Annotated in this window: 19 protein-coding genes; 1 reads left to right on the top strand and 18 read right to left on the bottom strand. The window is 47.2% G+C overall.

The window, feature by feature from the left end; genetic code table 11:
• Positions 1 to 2: 2 nt before the first annotated feature.
• The 18 genes from AC0YNT_RS06680 to metH all read right to left on the bottom strand — a co-directional run bounded on the left by AC0YNT_RS06680 (position 3) and on the right by metH (position 22,865).
• Positions 3 to 1,943 (bottom strand): endonuclease MutS2, encoded by a 1,941-nt coding sequence (locus AC0YNT_RS06680; RefSeq protein WP_475803852.1) that lies wholly within the window; start codon positions 1,941 to 1,943, stop codon positions 3 to 5.
• A gap of 424 nt (positions 1,944 to 2,367) precedes the next feature.
• Entirely contained in the window at positions 2,368 to 3,150 is a 783-nt protein-coding gene (locus AC0YNT_RS06675) for an MBL fold metallo-hydrolase (RefSeq protein ID WP_475803851.1), read from the bottom strand.
• Positions 3,147 to 3,824 carry a GNAT family N-acetyltransferase gene (locus AC0YNT_RS06670; RefSeq protein ID WP_475803850.1) on the bottom strand — a complete coding sequence of 226 codons (678 nt, stop codon included), beginning with the start codon at positions 3,822 to 3,824 and terminating at the stop codon, positions 3,147 to 3,149. The genes AC0YNT_RS06675 and AC0YNT_RS06670 overlap by 4 nt, the downstream gene beginning before the upstream one ends.
• A gap of 189 nt (positions 3,825 to 4,013) precedes the next feature.
• Entirely contained in the window at positions 4,014 to 4,679 is a 666-nt protein-coding gene (locus AC0YNT_RS06665) for a GNAT family N-acetyltransferase (RefSeq protein ID WP_475803849.1), read from the bottom strand.
• Between the two features lie 2 nt (positions 4,680 to 4,681).
• Entirely contained in the window at positions 4,682 to 5,542 is an 861-nt protein-coding gene (locus AC0YNT_RS06660) for a carbon-nitrogen hydrolase family protein (protein WP_475803848.1), read from the bottom strand.
• Positions 5,543 to 5,618: 76 nt separating this feature from the next.
• Positions 5,619 to 6,974, bottom strand: a complete 1,356-nt coding sequence (locus AC0YNT_RS06655; RefSeq protein ID WP_167273724.1) for a HAMP domain-containing sensor histidine kinase — start codon at positions 6,972 to 6,974, stop codon at positions 5,619 to 5,621.
• On the bottom strand, positions 6,971 to 7,669 hold the full coding sequence (locus AC0YNT_RS06650) for a response regulator transcription factor (protein ID WP_167273720.1): 699 nt from the start codon (positions 7,667 to 7,669) through the stop codon (positions 6,971 to 6,973). The genes AC0YNT_RS06655 and AC0YNT_RS06650 overlap by 4 nt, the downstream gene beginning before the upstream one ends.
• An 80-nt stretch (positions 7,670 to 7,749) precedes the next feature.
• On the bottom strand, positions 7,750 to 9,348 hold the full coding sequence (locus AC0YNT_RS06645; protein ID WP_475803847.1) for a serine/threonine-protein kinase: 1,599 nt from the start codon (positions 9,346 to 9,348) through the stop codon (positions 7,750 to 7,752).
• Positions 9,349 to 9,491: 143 nt separating this feature from the next.
• On the bottom strand, positions 9,492 to 10,511 hold the full coding sequence (locus AC0YNT_RS06640; RefSeq protein WP_475803846.1) for an SAM-dependent methyltransferase: 1,020 nt from the start codon (positions 10,509 to 10,511) through the stop codon (positions 9,492 to 9,494).
• A gap of 41 nt (positions 10,512 to 10,552) precedes the next feature.
• Positions 10,553 to 10,891 carry a cyclic-phosphate processing receiver domain-containing protein gene (locus tag AC0YNT_RS06635; protein ID WP_415639903.1) on the bottom strand — a complete coding sequence of 113 codons (339 nt, stop codon included), beginning with the start codon at positions 10,889 to 10,891 and terminating at the stop codon, positions 10,553 to 10,555.
• Positions 10,888 to 11,721: a deoxyribonuclease IV gene (locus tag AC0YNT_RS06630; protein WP_475803845.1), complete on the bottom strand. Its 834-nt coding sequence runs from the start codon at positions 11,719 to 11,721 to the stop codon at positions 10,888 to 10,890. The genes AC0YNT_RS06635 and AC0YNT_RS06630 overlap by 4 nt, the downstream gene beginning before the upstream one ends.
• Before the next feature lie 5 nt (positions 11,722 to 11,726).
• Positions 11,727 to 12,542 carry a DNA-formamidopyrimidine glycosylase gene (mutM, locus tag AC0YNT_RS06625; RefSeq protein WP_475803844.1) on the bottom strand — a complete coding sequence of 272 codons (816 nt, stop codon included), beginning with the start codon at positions 12,540 to 12,542 and terminating at the stop codon, positions 11,727 to 11,729.
• Positions 12,543 to 12,573: 31 nt separating this feature from the next.
• Positions 12,574 to 13,386, bottom strand: coding sequence for a TIGR01457 family HAD-type hydrolase (locus AC0YNT_RS06620; RefSeq protein WP_475803843.1), 813 nt, complete (start codon positions 13,384 to 13,386; stop codon positions 12,574 to 12,576).
• Positions 13,383 to 14,693: a ribonuclease H-like domain-containing protein gene (locus tag AC0YNT_RS06615; protein ID WP_475803842.1), complete on the bottom strand. Its 1,311-nt coding sequence runs from the start codon at positions 14,691 to 14,693 to the stop codon at positions 13,383 to 13,385. The genes AC0YNT_RS06620 and AC0YNT_RS06615 overlap by 4 nt, the downstream gene beginning before the upstream one ends.
• 34 nt (positions 14,694 to 14,727) lie before the next feature.
• Positions 14,728 to 16,977 (bottom strand): DEAD/DEAH box helicase, encoded by a 2,250-nt coding sequence (locus AC0YNT_RS06610; protein ID WP_475803841.1) that lies wholly within the window; start codon positions 16,975 to 16,977, stop codon positions 14,728 to 14,730.
• A 341-nt stretch (positions 16,978 to 17,318) separates the two neighbouring features.
• Positions 17,319 to 18,290, bottom strand: coding sequence for a metal-dependent hydrolase (locus tag AC0YNT_RS06605; RefSeq protein WP_475803840.1), 972 nt, complete (start codon positions 18,288 to 18,290; stop codon positions 17,319 to 17,321).
• A gap of 96 nt (positions 18,291 to 18,386) precedes the next feature.
• On the bottom strand, positions 18,387 to 19,316 hold the full coding sequence (rnz, locus tag AC0YNT_RS06600; protein ID WP_475803839.1) for a ribonuclease Z: 930 nt from the start codon (positions 19,314 to 19,316) through the stop codon (positions 18,387 to 18,389).
• Between the two features lie 102 nt (positions 19,317 to 19,418).
• Positions 19,419 to 22,865: a methionine synthase gene (gene metH / locus AC0YNT_RS06595; RefSeq protein WP_475803838.1), complete on the bottom strand. Its 3,447-nt coding sequence runs from the start codon at positions 22,863 to 22,865 to the stop codon at positions 19,419 to 19,421.
• 146 nt (positions 22,866 to 23,011) lie between these two features.
• Here metH and AC0YNT_RS06590 point away from each other — a divergent pair, with 146 nt between their 5' ends.
• Positions 23,012 to 23,551 carry a 1,2-dihydroxy-3-keto-5-methylthiopentene dioxygenase gene (locus AC0YNT_RS06590; protein WP_475803837.1) on the top strand — a complete coding sequence of 180 codons (540 nt, stop codon included), beginning with the start codon at positions 23,012 to 23,014 and terminating at the stop codon, positions 23,549 to 23,551.
• Positions 23,552 to 23,586 lie beyond the last annotated feature (35 nt).

The raw sequence follows: 23,586 nt of genomic DNA, 5'->3' as shown, positions 1-23,586 counted from the left end.
GCCTAACTCTCAGTCACATCCGGCTTGGTCTCAATCGTCAAACCTTCTACATACTTCCGACCAATAAGCTTCCGTTTTTTTCGATTGTCTTTGGTATCGAACACAATATCCATATCATAATCAGATCCAGGATACAGTTTTTCCTTGCTGATATAAGGCTTTAATCGTTTGCGGTTAAAGCCCATTTTTTTACCCTGCACCTGAACAATTACTTCGCCCCGATCATCTGCCGGCTGGAAGACAATTCCCGCGCGTCGAAGCGGATAAATCCACACCGCATCACCTTTGAGGAAAACATGCGCTGGGGACTTTTCTTTTTGTTCAACTGAATCCTTCATAGTATCGACAGCTTCTTCTACTACCACTCCCACTGTCTTCTCCTCATACCCGGACAAAGATGTTTCCAAACGGATCACTGTTCGACCTTCTGCCAGCTTCTCTGCCCGTTTCATCACATGCTCTGGAAGTCCAAAACGTCTGGCAATTGCGAAAGCATGGCTTTCTCCCGCTTCCCCTACTTCAAGACGATAGAGAGGTCGTAACGTCTCCGCGTCAAAAGCCATTCTCGCATTCATACAGCCGGCAGTACTTGCTGCAAACTTCTTAATCTCGTTAAAATGGGTAGTCGCCGCAGTTAGTGCTTTACGTTGCAGCAGCTCCTCCAGCACCGCGATCGACAAGGCGATTCCCTCGCCGGGATCAGTCCCAGCTGCCAATTCATCGAGAAGTATAATTGTCTGTTCATCTGCTGAATGAAGCATTTCTTTCAGAACGGCAATGTGTGAAGAGAACGTAGACAACGACTGCTCAAGGCTTTGTCCGTCGCCTACATCGGCCATAATATGCCGGAACACTCCAAATCGGCTGTCCGGGGAAGCCGGGACAAGTAAGCCGGATTGGACAAGCAGCGCGAGCAGTCCGATTGTTTTGAGGGCTACCGTCTTACCTCCTGTGTTTGGCCCTGTAATAATGAGCTGTTTCCAACGAACGCCAAGCTCTACATGGATGGGCTCCGCTTGTTGCCCCAACAATGGATGGCGAGCCTCTACCAGCTTAATTATAGGCTCATCGCTTAATGTCACAGGCTGACCATTATAGGAAAGTGACAATTTACCTCTAGCTAGCATGAAATCAAAAGATGCCATAGCCTCCCGATTCTGGAACAAATCCAGCTTATACAGTTCAGCTTCATCTGACAGCCGTGATAAAATTATCGTTCTTTCCCTTTCCTCTTCTGCCTTCCATTCTTGCCATTCCTGCTGCAATTCTGCAACATCAATCGGCTCAATAAACAGCGTCTGACCACTTGATGACTCATCCCACACCGTGCCTGGAACGAACTTCCGATGTTCTCGCTTGACCGCAATAACTGACCTGCCTCTTCTTCTACTTATAATCGGATCTTGCAGTGCCGACTTGTACTTGGAAAGCGAAGCTTCCAGCTTCTTATGAATTTTATCTTCCACTGCGATCAGATGACGGCGAATCGTGCCAAGATCAGCACTTGCCTGATCCGTAAGACTTCCATACCGAATACAGCGGTCGAGCTCCTGCTTCAGCCGAGGACAATCATTCATCGAATCGGCGTAGGCGGCAATCGTAGGTGCAATCATTCGCTTATTATCCATGTAACGCTTCATTTGGGCAATCGATACGAGCCATGCTAACAGCTGATCCAGCTCCGATTCGGTGTAGATTCGGCCCTTACCAAGCAGGGACAGAAAAGGATCAATGCCCTCCATGGCGGAAAGGGGTACACTCGCACCAGTTGTGAGCAAGGCAGCTGCCTCTTCTGTTTCATTCAGCCAAGCTCTAATTTGCTTCCGGTTCGTGCTTGGTACATGTCGCTCAGCCAATGATTGACCTGCTGGTGATACCGTATAACCGATCATTTTATCCTTCAATTTGTCATATTCCAGTCTTTGAAATACAGCTTCATTCATGTGTTTAGATGCTCCTTTAATCGTTTTTGGGTATAAAAAAAACAGGAACAGAACGCAAGAAGCGTTCCGTTCCTGTTATCGATTTGGCCTAGACCAATCCCGTTCAAAGCCCTTTGAAGCACAAAAAAACCGTGCTGCAAGAGCACGGTGATAGCCAGCCGAATATCTTCAGGTGGAAATCCTCATGTTCTTAACTCTTGGCATCGGTCTTTGTCTAGAGACGTCACAATAGAAGACATGCATGATGACAAAAAATTGCATCTGCAAGCCAATCAGACGAACAAACAAAACCGATCTATCCAATTAGAAGTTAAGAACACCAGCAAACATTAAAATTTCCCCTTCCGAAATCACACAATCAATTAAGTAGCTAATTTTCTTAGCTATAATCACAATGTACGCTAAAGGCTTACGATTTGTCAATTCATTTCCCTACAGAAACTTCCAAACCTGTATAAGTAAATTCCGCATGCTCAGGCAACGGGTATGTTCGCCTCAGATCGATATCATGAGACATATGCGTGAATAAGGTTCTTTTTGGCTTCCAAATCGGAAGCAATGCAAGAGCCTCCGTCACATCGTAGACGGATCGTGACTCATAAGCGAAGTTTTCTTTATAAAAACTTGTACCAAGCACAAGCAGATCCAGCCCGTAAAGCGGCTTCTGCTGCTCCTCTGTTAACCCAATTGAGTCGGAACAATAAGCCCATGCTTCACCTGACTCTTGATGATCAAATCGAAAAGCATAAGCAAAACCGTTCTTGCCATGATTCACTTTCCATGTTGAGACACGCCAGCTGCCAAAATCACAAGGTGTATCGATCGCAATAAAGCGAATATTACGATCCAGCCAAGGAAAACGCTGCATAATTTCCGCAATAACTTCTTCAGGAGCATAAGCTTCACCTTTTACCCCTAGCCATCGGCAAGCATCCGCCCACTCAGGAAGACCCCCGATATGGTCGAAATGTGCATGTGTCACAAGAATCCGATTCACAAAATGAAGGCCAGCTGCCTCCATCTGTGTTCGCCAGTCCGGCCCGCAGTCAATCATCATGGTACCAAAATCAGCATCTTCAAGCTGTACAAGGGAACGATAGCGGCGATTGACGCCGCTAGTTCTCGCTTCAGTGCATACCTCGCATTCGCAATAAACACGAGGGACACCCATCGCATCCCCTGTTCCTCGGAAAATTATCTTCATCATATCGGCAGCAGCTCGATCTGCTCCTTGCCGCGCAGCCCTTCGATCATATCGAGCCATTCTTGTGGCTTATTAGGAAGTGCAGAGTAGTAGCCTTCTAAGAACTGAACGACTAGCGCTGCTGGAATGACAGCTAACTCTTCATCTGCAGGCAGGAAGCATAGATTAAGCCCTTCCACTGCCTCTCCTGTAAGCTCCCAGGACGGGTGCACGTAAGGGATATTGATCATTTTATATCCAATGTGCGATAACACTTCACGGCGTACAAACGGATTCATCGGTGTTACTCCGCCGAATTCATGCTCTCCACTTTCATAGGGGTTATAGATTTCTGCGAACATGCCGATTGGGGATGTACCTGACTCTTGTGCCAATCGAGCAAGATCCTTCTCACGTCCCCGCATCAGGAAACGGCCGATCCCTTTGTTTGGCTCGCCGATAATAGTAAAGTCGGTCATCGCTACACGAAGCTCTGGATAATAGCGGTACTCTGTGGAGCCGACTACTTCACCGTTCTCAATGGCTACGTAGACATGAATGCCTGCGTCTTCGAGAGGCTCTTTCCACAGTTCGTATGCCAACACTTCTTCAGGTGGGAAGATCCGTTTGAGCAGCGCGTGAAGTGATGCGAAGTATGGATCGTTGATGGAATTAATGCGGTAATACTGTAATGGCATTAACAAACACTCCAATCTATGTAGAGCAGATGGGTACTATGAGAAAGCCTGGGCCTTCAGCCGCTGTTGTTTTTGAATGTTTGGATTAAAAATTCCAGTGGTTTACATTCAAAAACAAAGGCGGGCGCTATCGCTCTGAAGACTCCAGGTTTTCTCTCCGCACCAAAGCTCGAAATATAATATTAGTCTTTAAACCTGCAAAAACGGATTGCGCCATTCCATTAGCGCAGCGTAGTTACAGGATTCTTCGTCGTCCAGATAATCGGCAGCGATTCCTACAGGAGTTCTGCCGCAGCGGAGAAGGAAGGTAATCACAGGGTCCTTATAGATGCCCTTCATCACTTTCTCCAAGTATTGCTCAGGTGTCTCTTCAGCAGCGTGAAGATGATAACCGGGCATACGACCGGCTCCGAGAAGCCGCTTAAGGCCAAGATGAACAACTGTTTCATACATGGACTGTAGAAGCCATTTGCCAATACCGGCCTTCCGATAGGCGGGGATGACACAAATATCGGCAACGTACAGGGTATCACCGTCTGGATTGTGATTAAGGATATAGCCGCTGTCCGTAATTTGCTCCCAGCTATGCGCTTCGTGATAATGAGACATATCTACAATAAGCCCGGTCATGGACCCGATCACTTTCCCTCCGATTTCACAGCATAATGCCCCTTCAGGAAAGCGGGTAATATGTTCGGTCAGCTGTTCTTCGTTCCACCAAAGCTCCTCCGGGTAGGGAGGCGGGAAGCTTTCACTCTGAACATCAATTAAGGCTTTAAAATCTTGTGAAGTATAAGTGCGAATAATAGCTTCGGTTGGCACGCCATCATGAATAACGAACAATTGCTTGCGCATAATTATGTCCAGTCCGTATAGAGATCGGTCCGACGGTCTCTCCAGGTCGTCACCGATCCTGCAGCACGAACGTCCTCCAGCAGCTGGAGATCCAGGTCCGCTACAATAAGCATATCGTCATTAATGACACCTTCGCTCAAAATGCCTGCTGGCGGGAATGGAATATCATTAGGTGTAATTACCGCTGCTTGACCATAGTTGGCACGCATGAAATCAACTTTGCGCAGCGAACCGACTGTTCCTGTCGTTACGATATAGATTTGATTCTCAACGGTTCTTGCATGACAGCAATAACGTACGCGGTAGAATCCATGACGATCATCCGTACAGGATGGACAGAAAATAACGTCCGCCCCTTTGGCACGCGCCATACGGACGATTTCCGGAAACTCAATGTCGTAGCAAGTCAACATGGCTATCGTGCCAAATGGAGTGTCAAACACTTGAAGTCCGTCACCAGGTGTCATGTTCCACTCGGTTACTTCCGTTGGGGTAAGATGAATTTTGGCTTGACGATCAATTTTCCCATCCGGATGGAATAAGTGAGCCGTGTTCTGGCGTTTGCCATTACCGGCATCCACAACATGTGTGCCGCCTACAATGTACATGTCATATTCTTTGGACAACTTGCGGAACAATCCTTCATACTGCTCTGTATACTCAGGTAAACGGTCGATAGGCAGAGCCTTCCCGTTTTCATCGCCGATCGATAATAACTGTGTCGTCAGAAACTCCGGGAACAGAATAATCTGTGTCCCATATTCCGAGGCATTCCGGACATAATGAGTAACTTGTGCAGCAAATTGGTCAAACGATGAGATATCTTCCAGATGATATTGTACAGAGGCAACACGGTATTTCAACAGACCTCTCCCCTTTAAAAGAATTTCCGCTGCTTTTGGCGGGCAATTCTTACTTCGTAAGCTTGTACTAATTCCTTTACTTTCTTTGTTTGAACTGAATCGAAATGGTCGTCCCGAGATCCGGCAGGCTAAATACATCAATCTTGCCTTCATGCAGGTCAACAATACGTTTGGCAATCGACAGGCCTAGACCAACACCACCTGTCGCGCGGCTTCTTGCACCATCTACCCGGTAGAAGCGCTCGAACATATGTGGAATTTCATTCTCCGGTATGCCGATCCCTTTATCTTTGACCTCGATCTTAACGATGTTTCTGATCAAGCTGACCGTAACATCAATCGGATCTTTACTGTATTTAATGGCATTATCGAGCAATATAACAAGCAGCTGCCGGATCTTATCCTTATCTCCATACAAGCGAACAGAACGGGACATTGCTTTCACTCGAATTGGACGCTGGAAAGTCTGCTGCAGCATAACTGCAAGCTCGTCCACAACTTGAACAACGTCAAACATCTCTTGATTCAGCCAATCCTCCTGCTCAGCTTCAGCCAGCATAAGCATGGACTTCGTCAAGTTCTGCAAACGGTTTGCTTCTTTATCGATCGCTTCAATCGCTTCATCACGGATATTCTCATCATCACGTCCCCAGCGCTTCAACATACCCGCATAACTGCTAATAACGGTAAGCGGAGTTTTCAGTTCATGGGAAGCATCGGCGACAAACTGCTTTTGTCTCGCAAAAGTACGGTCCAGCCTGTCTATCATCTGGTTAAACGCACGTACAAGCTGCTGCAGCTCTGCTGATTCTTCATGACTTGACGGCTCGATCTTGCGCAGCTTTCCGCTTCGGTCGATTTCCCGCATCGTATTGATCATCTGCTGCATCGGCGAAGTAAGCCGAGAGGTGAACCAATACGTTCCGAATATAGCAAATAGAACAGCACCCGCACTTGTAACGGACAATGCAGCAACCAAGATTTGCAGATAATCATCAAGCTCGTTCAGAACACGGTTGATCTCAAGCATGGCAACGAGATTAGCCCCATCATAAATAGGAACGCGCATATACATAATCCGCTCGCTGCCCTTTTTGATCATACCCGTATCGTGATGGCTCTGAAAGGACGCCGGAAGATTCAATAAAACAGGATCCGAGCCGGTAATATTTACAATTTTCCCATCAGGCTTAATAATACGTATCATTTCGTTCACATTATAATATTCGTTTAAAAGATCAGGGTCGAATATCCCTTTGCCGTCTTGGATGTTCGGATTTTCCAGCATGAGATTTACCTTATTCCCAATCACTCGCTCTTCGCTCTCCGTCGTAATCTTAATGACGTAGAAGTACACAAAGATATTAAACAATATAAGAATAAAGATTAGCCAGAAAATCGTAAAGAGCGTGAATCGTTTGCGAAGCGTCATGCGTCAGGCTCCTTTATCATGTAACCAACGCCGCGAACCGTATGAATCAGCTTGTGACGGTATCCCTTGTCCAGCTTTTGACGCAAATATCGGATATAGACATCGACCAGGTTCGTCTCTCCGATAAAATCGTAACCCCAAACCTCTGATAAAATATCTTCACGCGATTTTTCATCATTCTTATTCTCGACCAAATAGACAAGAAGTTCGAATTCACGTGGTGTAAGCTCAATAACAATATCCTTTCGATACACCTTACGTGTCCGCAGCTCTATCGTCAAATCCCCTACCTTGATCAAATCTGAGCCTTCAGATTCCTTCGGATACTGCTGGAATATACGCAAAATGTTACGGACACGCGCAAGCAGCTCTTCCATAGCAAATGGCTTCGTAATATAATCATTTGCGCCATGCTCGAAGCCACTTACCTTATCGGGAACTGTATCTCTTGCCGTAAGCAAAATAACAGGCACGGGGTTGCCCGCTTGACGCAGTCGGCGAAGCACCTCGATCCCATTTAATTCAGGCAGCATCACATCAAGCAGAATTAGTTCCCACTCACCTGTTGAAGCCATCTCATATCCTGTACGTCCGTCGGCTGCTGTACCGACCGTATATCCTTCATGTTCTAACTCAAGTTGTAACACGCGGGAAATGCCCGCCTCGTCTTCCACTACCAAAACTCGTTCATTCATTCTGGATGTTCACCTGCTTCCAAATATGCTTATGGACTCGTATTCATCATAAAGAAGGTTTATTTCAAATGCAAGCAAGGTCAGCGCCTAAAGCTGACATGAAAAGCTTTCTTTTGCAGTTCCTTTGCTGCATATTCAATCAATGGCAGGAATGCTTTTTCCAATTGTTTGCAAAGAACTTTCCTATCTGTAGCCCATTGACCTCGCCACATGGTGTCAAGCCAATCAGCTGCAGGCAATAGAGGAACTGCCGCTATAGGGTATTCCGGCAGCATACTCATCCATTCATTCCGTCCAGCGAAGCTTGTATCTTTATTAGCAATCCACAACATCGAGCCTCCATTTGCGGACAGTTGACTGCTTATTTGCATCAGTTCCTTAAGCTGCTCCGTCCTCCATCTGGAAGGATAGGGGTCTGCAACAGTAAGCACGACATCGGATTGAAGCATCCATTCCTTATGAAGGGGGCTGGCTCCTCCAGAAAGATCGGTAATAATCACTTCCGCTTCTCCCCCTTTCTGCCGAAGCTGAAGCTTATCCATCTCATCTCTCTGAGCCAAATGGAAAGGATGCTGCTGCGCATGCCACCATACACCTTGCTCGTTCCAGCTGTAATACTTATCTTCTCGTTGACCGCGTCCCTTCATATTGCTTCGTAACAGAGTTGCCCATTCAGGCCGTTCTGTAGGAAATTCTGCTGCTGTACAGGTCAGCCCTCGAGCTCCAAGCAATTTCGCAAGTGTAATGGATATGAAGGTTGCCCCTGCTCCCGGAGATAATGAAACGACTGCAATCTTTAGTAGGCGATTAAAATTGCAGTTTCTGCCATAGGAGCTTGACCTACCTGAATCCATCCAGTTTATTACGTTCTCCCCGTCAGGCATATAGGAAGCGAAAGTCTGAAGCTCTTTCTCCACTTCACTCATCAATGCATATCGATCATCTGCACTCGGCTGAACCATTCTCCATAGCATCTCTGCAAATTGACCCGGAACATCCGTCTGCAGCGGCTTCTGAAAGCTGCTCCTCTTGAATGCAGCATGGTTAATATAGCTGCCCTCACTCAGTAAGTAATAAAGTAATGCACCAAATCCGTAAATGTCGGTACGCACTTCACTTCGTCCCATATGCTGCTCTGGTGCAGCAAAGCCAGGTGTACCAAGCTTCATCGTCGTTTGGGTCTGAACGGCCACTCTTGACTTCGCTATTCCGAAATCAATAAGCCGAACATGGCCATTATCTTCAACCATAATATTCGATGGCTTAATATCCCGATGAATGATAGGTGGTGACTGGCGATGCAAATAAACTAATGCCGAACATAAAGGAATAGCCATACGCAGCACATCACGAAAAGAAAGCTTCCTCCCCTGCCGGTTAAATAACTCCCCTAAGGTTAAGCCATGAATATAGTCCATCACAATAGCTTCCGTCCCTTGCCCATCAAGGGTGAAGCTGTCAATAATATGCGGAAGACTTGGATGGCTAAGCCGCATCAGCATCTTGGCTTCCTCAGATGCATGTGCAGATTCAGCTACTTTAATAGCACGGAGCTTTCCTTGAAGCCTTATATCTTCAGCCGCATATACTTCTCCCATACCCCCACTGCCAAGCTTACTTAATACTCGATACCGTTCCCCCAGAATCGTCCCGGATCCCCAGATTCCGTCTGCCATCATACAACCAACCATCCTCCTCTTTATTAATCCACAAAAAATCCCGGCCTGAACGAAGAATCCGCTATGGATTCCTCTTCAAACCGGGATGCTTTCCCGCTGTATTACGTTATATCACTATCGCAGCATAGGGCAGTTTAGCTCGCCTATTGTTTCTTTTCGAGATAGAGAGTGATCTCCTCACGGTTATGAAACAACTGTTTCGCCCGCTTAATAATAAATGCCGTTGAGAAACGTTCCTTTACTTCTCGGATCGTCTGCAGAGGCTTCTTATGCATCAGTTTTATTGTAATGATAGCTGTTGCATGCGGAGCAAGGGCTTGCTCCAGATCCAATACTAACCGGCACATCTGCATCGGACTCCAGCTCATATCGCATACGAGCAGATCAAATGATCCTGCTTGGAACTTAACATCTGAAGCATTACGCTTGAGATAAGTAAGAGCAGGATGACCTGCCAAGGATGGATGCATGTCCCCTGGATCAATGGCTGTAACGCGTAATCCCCTCTCGAGTAAAAGCGATGTCCAGCCGCCTGGCGCAGCCCCAATATCCACTGCATTGCGGAATGTGGCATAATTCAGTCCAAACTCCCGTTCTGCCTCAAGCAGTTTGAATTTGGCTCTGGAAATTTGGCCATCCTCCCGCTGGAAGCGGACGGCTCCCCCTGGCCAATCAGACAGCATGTCCTGCGGTTTGCCAAAGCCTACAAAAAGCTCGCTTGCTGCCGCATAAATAGCAATAATAATATCCGGCTGTTGAACAACCGGTGTCGCATCGATTTCCTCCAATACCGCATCCAGCACGGCCTTCGTATCTGATGCTGAATAAGGGAATGCTGTCTTATTGACTCGGCGAACATGAATGGCTACCTGCTTGTCCTCAAACAACAGCTGAGAACGTCTTACTGTCTCCGACAACTCCTGCAGATCGTCTGCATTGCCTTTGATCTCAATTGTCCGGTCAACAGGCTGTAAATGCCGCAGGAAAATCGGTTGTTCCTTCACAACTGCTGAGATCACTTCCTCAGCAGAAAGCTCACTATCGAATAAAAAAGTCTCTCCGGCGGCTAGAGGCGTTACTTTCACGCTATCTAACAGCCGCCGAAGTTCTTCAATTGCATAAGGGGAATACCCCTGATTAGCCGTACCAATCCATCGGCTCACTACTACACCCCTCCGTTGCTGCACCAAAACAACAATCTATATTAGCCGTTCGCCGCAATCTCATCCAGCAGCGAATCCGGCATAGGTCCGTTCATTATCTTCATTTCAATTGGCCCATGGGAGGACAGCATATGATACATATGCATTCTTCCTGCCGTACTGGAAGTATGAAGATATACCTTCTTCGGGTAACGTGCCGACTCCACCATATGTCGCACAACTTCATATCCTGTAGGCTCGTTCCAGCCCAAATCATAATCAAGAGATAATATATCAATTGACTCGGAATCGATCAGAAGCTTGCACTCTTCCACATTTCGAGCGAGCACGAAGCCTTTTGGACATGGGCGGTAATCATCCAAATACACATGAATCATCATTGTGTCCCCCATTCGCGCATCAGATTCAATTGTCTAACATAAGTGCCGTCTTCGTCTGAAGGCGTTTCCAGTATAAAAGGAACCTTGTTAAGCGCCGGTACAGTCATAAGCCATTTCAATCCCGCTTCACCGATATGCCCGCTTCCAAGCGCTGCGTGCCGATCCCGGCGAGCTCCTGCAGCAAACATCGAATCATTAAAGTGGATAGCTGCCACATGATCCAGCACACCTAACGTTGCCGCTTTATTCAGCCACTCGGCACCTTCTTCCCCATGCCAGAGTCCACTTGCGAACATATGACAGGTATCGAGGCAAAAGGCCAGCTTCTCTGACTGCGAACATAACCCGCGAATTTGCGCCAGTTCCTCTATGGTCGTTCCCATAAAGCTGTGCTCGCCTGATTGAATCTCAATCAGCAGCTTGGCGTCGCCTTCCCATCTGGTGGTCACTTCGTCAAGAGACTTGATAATGGACTGATAGCCAAGAAGTGGTTCTTTCCCTTTATAGACGCCAAAATGAACCACAACGCCAATTGAGCCGCAGCTGTTAGCGATATCCAGGTCATTCAGCAAAGACTCAACGGTTCTTTGGCGTACATCCTCGCGTTCAGATGCAAGATTCGTTGGATATGGGGAATGTGCAATCGTAACGATGTCGTATTGTTTGCACAGTTCCGCACAACGCTCAGCATCTCTTCGATCGAATGATTTCAGACCGAGACTGCGAGGATTTTTGGGGAAATACTGAAAAGCACTAATGCCGCCCATATAGGCGGCTTTGGCAGCGGCAGCGTAGCCTTCTTTTATACTGAGATGACGGCCGAGATACATAAGTTCTATTGTTCCTTCTGACAAGTACCGCAGACGAATGCTTTACGTGATGAAATTTCAATCTGCTCGATTGGCGTTCCGCACACGAAACAAGGCTCGCCTCCACGGTCATACACTTGGCAATGGTCGTTAAAACCACCGGTTAATGTATCATCTGTCGTTAATGGCTGTTCCATATAGCCGCCCTTTGAAATCGCTTCCTTTAACACACTATGCATCGATTCATAGAGTCGTTCCCATGTATCACTTGTCAAGGAAGGAATTTTTGCATCTGGGAGAATCTTTGCCGAGAAAGCGATCTCGTCCGCATAGCAATTGCCAATTCCGGACAACACATGCTGGTCGACTAAAGCTGTCTTAATCGAGCCTCTCTTCTTATCAAAGCGAGCTTTAAAGCGGTCCAGCGTCAATCTTTTATCAAAAGGATCAGGTCCAAGCTCTGACAATTTCGCATCTGCTTCCTTCACAGACATGAGATGGAGATAACCCAATCGAAGGCCGATAAAGTATAAATTCCCCGCGGCAAACCGTATAGTCACCTGTACAGTACGGTCTGGTCGTTCTTCATCCGTTCCATAAAAAATCGTGCCTCCAAGCATCAGATGGAGCACAAGGCGCTTGCCGTTATCGAGGTGAAATAAAAGATGCTTGCCTCTACGCTCGACGAACCATATCGTCCGTCCGGCAAGCTCAGTTTCGAATAAATCGGCACTTACGTTAATCGATTTGTCCCGCGTAACCTCTGTGCCTAAAATCGGCGAGCCGATAATAAGCTCCGATAAACGCAATCGGTAATTTTCCATTTCTGGTAGTTCAGGCATTCAAGCTCGCTTCCTTCCTGTCTTCCTTCTCTTATATCCCGATCGAGGACGAAATATACGAGAGAAGCTTATGTAGATCTTCACAAATGACATCCGGCTTACACCCTGCGCGCTCCGCGTAATATTCGAAGTTATCCGCATTCGTTAATCCGGTCAATACGAGGAGTGTCCCGCAGCCGGAGGCATGACCAGCAGCGATATCAGTCGCCATATTGTCGCCAATAACCCAAGTTTGTTCAGCAGGCAGGCCAATCTGACGCAGCGAGTAATCCATCAATATCTTTGAAGGTTTGCCGATCAAGGTTGGTTCCTTCCCTCCAGCCGCCGTCAGCATAGCGCCAATCGAGCCTGCACCCGGGAATAACCCGCCTTCGCCAGGCAAAAGCAAATCCGGATTCGTTAATACAAATTCGGCACCTTGATGTATCGAACGTACAGCTCTCGTCAATCGTTCATAAGAGAGCTGCCGGTCGAGTCCTTGCAGGACAAAATCAGGCTGGTCTTCAACAAGCTGAAGCCCAGCTGCTTCAACCGCTTCTAACAGTCCACTCTCACCAATAACAAGCACGGATGCGCCAGGCTTCTTGTTTGCTATGTATTGCGCCGCAGCCTGTGCTGAGGTACACACCTCATCAGGCTCGGCATCGATCCCCATCTTCCGCAGCCGGTCAGCAACGGTTTCCGGGGAAACGGTCGAATTGTTCGTCACGAAACGATAAGGAAGCTTCCACTCCCGCAGCTGCTTGATTAACAGATCTGCCCCATCGATTCGCTGAGTACCATGATATAAAGTGCCGTCCAAATCTAGGAGCAGGCCTTTCATCGAGGCTAGTTGTTCATTCATTCAGCAAGCTTCCTTCCCGTCTTGCGCAGAAGCCGCTCTTTACGCTTACGAAGGCTATCAAGTTCGGCGCGGCGCTTAGCATCCCGCCGTCCAAGGGGATCGCTAAGCGCCTGTTCTAGTGCTTCTGTCACATATGATAGAGCTGAATCATAATCCTTCAGCTTATGTTCATAATACATAGCTAGTTCAACACTCGCGTTGATGCCAGCAGAGCCATATTGGACGGATTGTATAACAGTCTTCTGCCACAATAACACAGCTCGCTCCCAATTTCCAGCCTTCTTGTCTCTGGCAGCCAGCATGGAAAGCGGTGATGCGGCAGCACGCTCGGACTGAACAGCAAGTTCAAACATCCGCTCCGCACGCTCTGTATGTCCCATCTTCTCCAGCCATAAACCTGTCCTTATGAGCTCTTCCGGTTCTTGCGGCATTGGCAGCTGATATCCGCCTTCCGTCCCATTAAGCAGATGGCCGAATCGAATAGACAAACAGACGAGAGACAGCATGTCGATTTCATTGTGCTCGAACACTCCTCTAAGAGGCTCTGGATTACCATCAGCAAGAAACTGAAAATAAAGCTGCGGAGCCAATGATCCGGGCACATCATCCACCCGCTCAATGCCAAGCCTCTCTTCCTCAACGTGGCTAAGCCTTAAGGAGGTTAATGTATTTTTCCATATGCTTCGAGAGGGATGTAGAAAATCTAAATGGAGAGGCTGCCATAAACTGCGATTGTAGCCATTCATAATAAACCGGGTTTGCATGACTGGCCAATCGAAGGTTTTGCCATTGTAACTAACCAGGTACCGATATCCTGCAAGCTTTCCGCTCAAATAATACAGCATTGCCCGCTCCTCCGCGGGATGACGGATTACCGCCTGCTCAACAATCAATTCTGTTCCTGACCAATAAGCCAGACCTACCATAAATGGAATATTACCTGTCCCTACACCAAGTCCTGTAGTCTCTAGATCCAAGTAGAGCAGCTGCTCTGCTTCTAGCGGAGACTCTTCCTGATGGAAGGCAGCGAGTCCCGCAACAGATGAAGAAAGCTCATCTAGACCGTGTATTCCGTGCTTATGAGCAGCAGGATAGCTCTGCCGGCGAATCAGGAAGCTGCCCGCTTCGTTATGAAGCAGCTTAACCCCCATGGATGACCATTCCTCAGATAAGGTCTCCAAATGATCTTGAGCAGCCGGAGAAGGTGTTGGTTCTGCTGCTACGACATCTTCAACCGCTTCTACTGCGGGAGCTGCGGATGCGCTGTTCCCGCGAAGCCGGTTCATACGGTCACGTAAACTGCTCATCGTGCTCCCTCCATTTCATCAAATTGGGTCATATCTATAAATAAGATAAAAGCTGAATGCTTTTCTGCTTCCCGTTTATTCCTTCGATTTCGTTTCCGATACATGATGGACATCCATCCTTGCATGAGCATTTTTTTATTAGATTGGCAGCGGCCTGCTTCACTTCATCAAAACGTTTGTATACGTCGTCGGCAAGCCCAATTCCGCCTGGATAATGGTCGTAAATAAAAATAGTTGGCAGCCCTGTATGGGCAGCCTTGATCTGTGAAGTAACATGGACGTCACTGCGGTCGCACATAACCATTATGGGAACGATATGCTGAATCACGTTTGCGATACCAAGCAGCAGCTGTTCCAGGATCTTCGTCCCCAGCTCAGGGTCCGTATCTTTCAACTCAAGCCACGTTGCACGGGTATGAAGCTCCTGCTCAGGCAGATGAATCGGTCCTGATCCAATATTCTCAAACGTCGTTAGTTTGATTTTCTTGAATATCGTTGGGATCATCGTAACGGCTACATCACCTTGATGAACCGCACCATGGCCGGAGATTCTAGACTTATCGATCTCTAGAACTTTAAGATTCACTGCCAGATTAGCATCTGTGTAATACTCGACGTCCACTTCACGCACATAAGCTTTCTTATGATCCCAGTCCAGCTTCTCGACTTGGAACTGTACACCTTCATGCAAATAGATCGCTTCATCATGCAGCAGCGTCATCGCGCTGAACCGGTCCATTTCCCCAATAATTCTTACATCGGCTACATTGGATTGATCCACAATAACGACATTCTCCTGCGATGCGGAACGTAAGCTAATCTCGCTTGCAGGGAATGCCTGATTCGCCCAATAGAACGTATCTCCATTGCGGTGCAGTACACGTTCCTCCTGCAAATACTCCAGAATCTCGCTTACTTCCACTGGACCAAATTCCTCTGTATTCTTGAATGGCAGCTCATAAGCTGCACAGCGGATATGGTCAACCAAAATGATCAGATTCTCCGGATTAATACGCGCGGATTCAGGCGTTCGGTCGAAGAAATACTCCGGATTTTGCACAATATACTGATCGATTGGTGTAGAGCTGGCTACCATAAGAATCAACGCTTCCCCATGCCTTCTCCCTGCACGTCCAGCTTGCTGCCAAGTACTCGCGATGCTGCCCGGATAACCGGTCATCACGCAAACCTGCAGCTGCCCGATGTCTACGCCAAGCTCCAGGGCATTTGTACTGACAACGCCAAGAATCTCGCCATCACGCAGACCTTTCTCGATTTCCCTACGCTGCTTCGGAAGGTAACCGCCTCGGTATCCCCTAATTGACTTCGTACCGATCTCATTCTTCACTAGCTCTTGAATATGGCTGAGTATGATTTCAACTCTCACCCGGCTGCGGGCAAATACGATCGTCTGGATTTTATTCTTGAGGAATTCCCTTGCCAGATGATTAACCTCAACCGTTGCGCTCTTGCGGATATTTAGCGGTACATTGACGATTGGCGGATTATAAAATACAAAATGCTTGCGCCCTCTTGGCGCTCCATTATCATCAATAAGCCGCATAGGGCTGCCAGTCAGCTGTTCAGCCAGTTCCTTCGGATTAGCGATCGTGGCAGATGTACAAATGAAAGTAGGATTACTTCCATAAAACTTGCAGATTCGCTTCAGTCTTCGAATAACATTGGCAACATGGCTGCCGAACACGCCCCGGTACGTATGAAGTTCATCGATAACGATATATCTTAAATTTTCAAATAAGCTTACCCATTTCGTATGATGAGGCAAAATAGCCGAATGAAGCATATCCGGATTTGTAATGACGATATGACCGGCTTTTCGGACGATCTGACGAATCGCTGGAGAGGTATCACCGTCATAAGTGTAGCTCTTGATATCGATGCCCATCTCGTTGATGATCTCATTGAGCTCACTTTTCTGGTCCTGTGCAAGTGCTTTGGTCGGGAACAAATACAACGCACGGCTTGTATCATCCTTCGCAATCGCCTGCAGAACAGGCAGGTTGTAGCACATCGTTTTGCCTGAGGCCGTTGGTGTTACTGCAACGATGTTCTCCCCTTTGGAAGCGAGACGGAATGCCGTTCCCTGATGGGAGTACAGGTCGGATATCCCGCGTTTTTGTAATGCTGCACGAATGCGAGGATCCACACTCTCGTCGAATGGCGTTGTTTTTGCCTCTTGTGGCTGCATCTCGTACCAGTTCACTATATTTTCATTGGAACGTAATTCATCTATTAATTCAGGTAAAGTTTTCTTCTTGAACATAATCGGACGTCACCCCTTGATACCAACAGTTTAGCGAATATTTGTTCGCTTGGCTAGAGGAGAAGGGAAAGACATATTTTGCCGGTGAGTTGTGATAAAACTTAGGTTTAAAGCAAACTACGCATTCGAATGTTCTTCCGATCGCCGTTGCTCGGGGATTCCTCTCAATTAATCCACTAAGGTAGGAATCTCCGAGCAAAAGCGAACACTAACGTTTCTACAGAATCATTCGAATTACTCCGTTTGCCATTAACCTGTGAACCATCACAAAAGTTGTTTAAATATGTGAAAGGAAACAGCATAAAAAACGGCCGTGTAGGATTACACGACCGTTTCTAAGTTCATACGTGCGGTGATTCCCATGATCGTTTGCTCCAGCCTAAATGATGCCTAAGCACGTTCATTTCGCGGTCCAGCGTGACATCTACACCAAACGCCATTTGATTGTCGCGCCAGAAGCGGACGTCTTTCCAGGATACCTCGAAGCCGTTCTGATGCTCATGTACATGAAGATGTACTTGATCTGCGAAGCCTAGAAATGCTTTTACAGCGTCTGCTTCCATTGCTGCCATTACCACATGGGAATGCTGGCTTTGAGGATGCTTCTTAACCGTCGATTCTACGTGAATCTGTCTGCCATTTATTTTACCTGCACGATAACAATCTCCGCAGTCTGCTGTAAACTGCCAGCTTGCACCCGTAAGCCCGGGGACTAGTGTAATGCTCGCTGCGATTCCCAACTGTTGTTTCAGACGTCGCTTTATCCACCACTTTATGCGCAAGCGTATTGCTATATAGATAAATGTTGCTGCATAGATAAGAGCAAACATGGGACCTGGCGGAAATATTCCCAGCAGCCAGATGATTAAACCTATGGCATGAGTTCCGAACAGATAAGGATCAAATAGACATAAGGCGTCCAGATGCCACCATTTCCTTGAGAAAGGCCGAAGGCACTGCACGCCGTATGTGTTAAAAAGATCGAGGAAGATATGGAAGCAAACAGCGCCTAAAGTCCATAGCATAATCAACAGAACATGCTCCATGACACCAAGCAACCATGCAGAAAGTAAACCAATGCTCGCTGCCCATAGGAATGGAGCAGGCAGAGAGTGCGTAATGCCACGATGATGGCGGATATAAGCGGCATGCCCTCTTAACCTTGCAAATACATCAAAGTCTGGTGCATGACTGCCGATGATCGTTCCGGCAAGGAGTGCGAACCCAATCTCCGGCTGACTCGATACCGTCGGATTCAAGAAGGCTAGACCACCAAGTGTTGCACCAAACAGTAAATGACTCCCCGTATCCATGCTGTCCTCATCCCTTCAATCGTCGATTTAAGGTCAGCATAATACGGCTCCGTTAGCGGATTATTTTCAAACCATGATGATTTTGTAAGGAGATGCTCATCCCTTAGCTCGAGGAACCTCAGTATGATAAAGATCATACGCAGCCGAGGAATTTGGGAATATTGTCCTTGCCTCCTCTTCCAGAGCGGCAATATCATCATCGCCAAATCGTGTACTGAAATGGGTCATGATTAGTCGCTTAGCATTCGCTTCAAGTGCTGTTCTCGCCGCTTCAACGGTTGTGGAGTGACCGTATAAATGGGCTTTCTCCTCTTGCCCTGCAGCGAAGGTTGCTTCATGGATAAGCAAATCCGCATTTTGAGCCAGCCGCATTGCGTTGTCGCATGGCTTGGTATCCCCAGCAATAGCAATGGTCCTGCCGCATAACGGGGTACTCGCCACATCAGCAGCACGAATCAATGTACCGTCTGGCAGCGTAATGTCCTCCCCTTTTTTAATACGGCCAAATAACGGACCTGCCGGAACTCCTAATTGCTGAAGCATCTCAACATTTAGTTTCCCTGGGCTCTCGCATTCGGTAATACGGTAACCAAAGCAAGGAACTCGATGTTCAAGCGGCAGCGCTTCAACGGTATACCGCTCCGTCTTAAAAATAATCCCTTCGCTTACTTCATGGTAAGTAATCTCATAATCAAGATGCGTGCTGCTTAACGTTAATGCTGTCTCAATCATCTCCCGAATGCCCGGAGGACCAAACAGTTGAAGCGGACCGTTGCCGCCTACATATGACCGTGTACTAAGCAATCCGGGTATTCCGTATGTATGATCGCCATGCAAATGTGTTACGAATAAGGCTTCGAGCTTCCCGAGCTTAAGCGGCGTTCGCATCAGCTGATGCTGGGTACCTTCGCCTGCATCAAACATCCATAAAGAGCAATCCGGGTCCGGCAGTTTTAGTGCAATGGATGTGACATTACGATGCTTCATCGGCCGCCCTGCGCCTGTTCCCAGAAACCAAACTTCCATTCTGCTGTCACCTCGCGTCAAATAGTCTCCGCAATATAGGATGAAAGCCCCCGCAGGGAAGCTGGATATACCAGCTCCCACTTACGGAGGCTTAGCTTGCATCTATCGTTCTACTTTTTCAACGTTGAAGTACTGTGCCTCTGGATGAGCAAATACCATTGCTGATACAGATGCTTCAGGCTCCATCATAAAGCCTTCCGTCAACTCAACACCGATATCCTCTGGCTTCATTAATTCGAACAGAGGTCCTTGATCCTCAAGGTTCGGACATGCCGGGTAACCAAAGGATACACGAATGCCCTGATATCTTGCGCCAAAACGCTGCTTCATTGTCATTGTGCTTGGATCCGGGTAACCCCAGACATCACGCATCATATGATGGACACGTTCTGCCATCGCTTCTGCTGTTTCAAGCGCAACTGATTGCAAAGCATGTGAACGCAGATAATCGCCACGATCCTTCCACTCTGTTGCCAGCTCGCGAATGCCTTGCCCTGCTGTAACGACGAGGAAACCTACATAATCCATTACGCCGCTCTCAACTGGCTTCAGATAATCAGCAAGACAAAGGAAAGGCTCCACTTGCTGACGCGGGAAGGTGAAACGTTTGATCTCTTTCGTATGATCTTGTGGATCATAAATAATGATGTCATTACCGGTCGATTGAGCCGGGAAGAACCGGTACATCCCATTCGCCTTCAAGATGCCGCTAGTTGTGCCTTCCTGCAGGATAGCATCAACCGTTTCTTTTAATTGTACGGCTTTCTCGTTGCCTTCTTGCAGCAGGTTGTCGACATTGCCTTTAAGACCAAGATGATGGCCAAGCAGCATCTGCATATTGATGTAAGGAATAATATGCGGAATCGGCACATCACGAAGGATATGTCTGTCGGTATCCGGCGGGATAAAGACAGGCGCATCAACCGAGATCTTGGAACGAGCTACGCGAGTAAGCTGCGGCTGTACTTTTTTCTCCTCAGTTTCATCTATACCCGATTCCTTATAAGCACGCATTTCTTCTTCCATTCTGCTGCGATGTGTGCTGTCCATCAGTTTGTTCGCAATATCAAGACCGTCCATCGCATCTTTCGCATACAGCGTAAGACCATCGTATTCCGGGCCGATTCTTGTCTTTGTGAACTTTCGCGTAAGTGCTGCACCGCCGACCATAATTGGAGCATCGATACCCGCATTACGCATATCCTGCGCTGTTATCACCATCTGTTGAGCAGATTTTACAAGTAAGCCGGAGAGGCCGATAATATCCGCTTTCTCTTTACGATAAGCTTCAATAAGCTGTTCAGGCGGTACCTTGATCCCAAGGTTAATAATTTTGTAACCGTTGTTAGACAAAATAATTTCGACCAGGTTTTTACCGATGTCATGTACATCGCCTTTTACCGTTGCCAGAATGATCTTGCCTTTCACGGAAGATTCATTCTTCTCCATGAACTGCTCGAGATGTGCAACCGATGCTTTCATAACCTCGGCACTTTGAAGCACCTCTGCTACGATCAGCTCATTGCCATTAAACAGTCGGCCAACCTCTTCCATCCCGCGCATCAATGGTCCGTTGATCGTTTCCAGCGCCGTATATTTCTGAAGCGCAAGATCAAGGTCAGGAATAAGCCCTTCTTTTGTACCTTCAACAATATAGGAAGCAAGACGTTCTTCCAGAGAAAGATTCGAAATTTTCTCTTTCTTCACAACTTTCTTCTCACGGAATGCAGCGACAAATGCAGCAAGCGTCTCATCGGTCGTGTTGTAGATAAGGTCTTCTGCCAGCTTGCGCTCTTCTTCGGGAATCGAAGCGTACCGTTCCAGTTTTTCCGTATTTACGATCGCATAGTCAAGACCGGCTTTTGTACAATGGTACAAATAAACCGAGTTCAGCACTTCGCGGCCGGCATCTGGCAGACCGAACGAAATATTACTTAGGCCAAGAATCGTCTTCGCTTTCGGGAACTTCTCTTTAATCATCTTAATGCCTTCGATGGTTTCTACTGCTGAACCAATATACTGCGGGTCACCAGAACCAACCGGGAACATATTCGGGTCAAAAATAATATCTTCCGGATTCATACCGTATTTATTAACGAGCAAATTATAAGAACGCTCCGCCACTTCCATCTTCGCTTCGCGGGATACCGCTTGTCCGCGTTCGTCTATCAGGATCATGACAACCGATGCACCATATTGGTGAATAAGCGGAAGGATTTTCTCGAATTTCGATTCGCCGTCCTCGAGGTTGATCGAGTTAATAATGGCTTTACCCTGCGAGTACTTCAGACCAAGTTCGATAATATGGTCGTACGTGGAATCGAGCATCAGAGGAACTTTAATTTTCTTCACAACTTGCGGTAAAAACTCATGAACCGCATAAGCTTCATCGATATCTGTATCCTGCAGGTTAATATCGATAATATGTGCGCCGCCTTTTACCTGTGCGCGGGCGATCTCAGATGCTTCATCAAACTTGCCTTCTTTAATCAGGCGTTTGAATTTACGTGAACCGGAAATGTTCGTCCGTTCCCCGATCATAATCGGGCGATTGTCTTCTTCGATAAAGACCGTATCAATACCAGATACAGCCGCAGGATGGGTGCCGTATTGCGTACGAGGCGCGAATGTAGCCATCGTCTCAGCCAACGCTTTAATATGTGCTGGAGTTGTTCCACAGCAGCCGCCGGCAATATTCAGCCAGCCTTGCTCGGCAAATGCCGACATTTTTCGCGCAAGAGACTCAGGTGACTCATGATAATTACCATTCTCATCCGGCAGACCTGCATTCGGATAACAGCTAACAGCCGAATCTGCTATTTCGCTAAGCGAACGGATATGGTCACGCATGAACTCCGGTCCAGTCGCACAGTTCAGACCAATCGAGACTGGCTTCAAGTGCTCAAGTGAAATATAGAAAGACTCAATGGATTGCCCCGCAAGGGTTGTTCCCATTGGTTCAATTGTACCGGAAATCATGATCGGAAGCTCACGTTTAAGTTCCTCGAACGCTTTCCGAATACCAATACTGCCTGCTTTAACGTTCAGCGTGTCTTGGGATGTTTCAAGTAATATGGCATCAACATTGCCTTCAATGAGCGCAAGTGTCTGTTCATAATAGCTGTCAACGAGCTCATCGAATGTAACACCGCCTGTTACCGACAGCGTTTTCGTTGTTGGGCCTAGCGCTCCGGCTACATACCGAGGGCGGTCAGGTGTCGAGAATTTATCCGCTGCATCTCTTGCAAGCTTTGCCGCTGCAAGGTTAATCTCACGGGCTTTTTCCGGGATATCATATTCCGCCAGTACGACGCTTGTCGCACCAAACGTATTCGTTTCCAAAATATCTGCTCCAGCCTCCAGATATTTCTCATGGATCATCGATATGACATCCGGACGTGTCAATACGAGCATTTCATTACAGCCATCCAGCTCTTCTCCGCCGAAATCATCAGCAACTAGATCTGCCTGCTGAATCATCGTTCCCATCGCTCCGTCAAGGATGAGGATGCGTTGCTGCATCAATTCTTGCATGGTCGGTTTCAACAAATTTCGTACACCCTTCCTCCGAAAATCATTAACAAATAGTGTAACAGAATAGCCGCTCGCTGAAAAGGCAATCCATCGACATTTGACTACATTTGCTTTATAATTGGGCTTATCAGTTAATTTCTATAGGGAAAGAGGGATTGAGAATGGCTGAAATTCGCATTCGCAATACAAATGAGCGTATTTCTGGTGAACAGAACGTTCGTGAATTTTTAGAAAATCAAGAAGTATTGTATGAACATTGGGACGCTACTAAGCTGCCTGCACAATTGAAAGAGAAGTTTATTCTCTCCGATGAAGAGAAGGCTGAAGTCTTGTCTACCTTTAACGATGAGATTACAGATCTCGCCGCTCGTCGCGGTTATAAAACATGGGACATCATCACGTTGTCCGATGCTACTCCTAACCTGGATGAACTGCTGAAAAAATTCGAATCCGTACACACACATACGGAAGATGAAGTACGTGCCATTACAGCTGGTAAAGGTATCTTCGTTATCAAAGGTACAGAAGAAGTTGGTTACTTCGACGTTGAGCTTGAAGCTGGCGACGTTATTTCCGTACCAGAGAGAATCCCTCACTTCTTCACATTGATGGACAATCGCCAAATCGTAGCGGTACGTCTGTTCATCGAAACAGAAGGCTGGATTGCACATCCATTCGAAGACCCTGCATTCGTAAAATAAGAATTTTTATTTTATTATTTCAGAAATTTATAATT

The organism is Paenibacillus sp. J22R56, from assembly GCF_056269375.1.
This window is presented reverse-complemented; position numbering and strand designations above follow the sequence as displayed.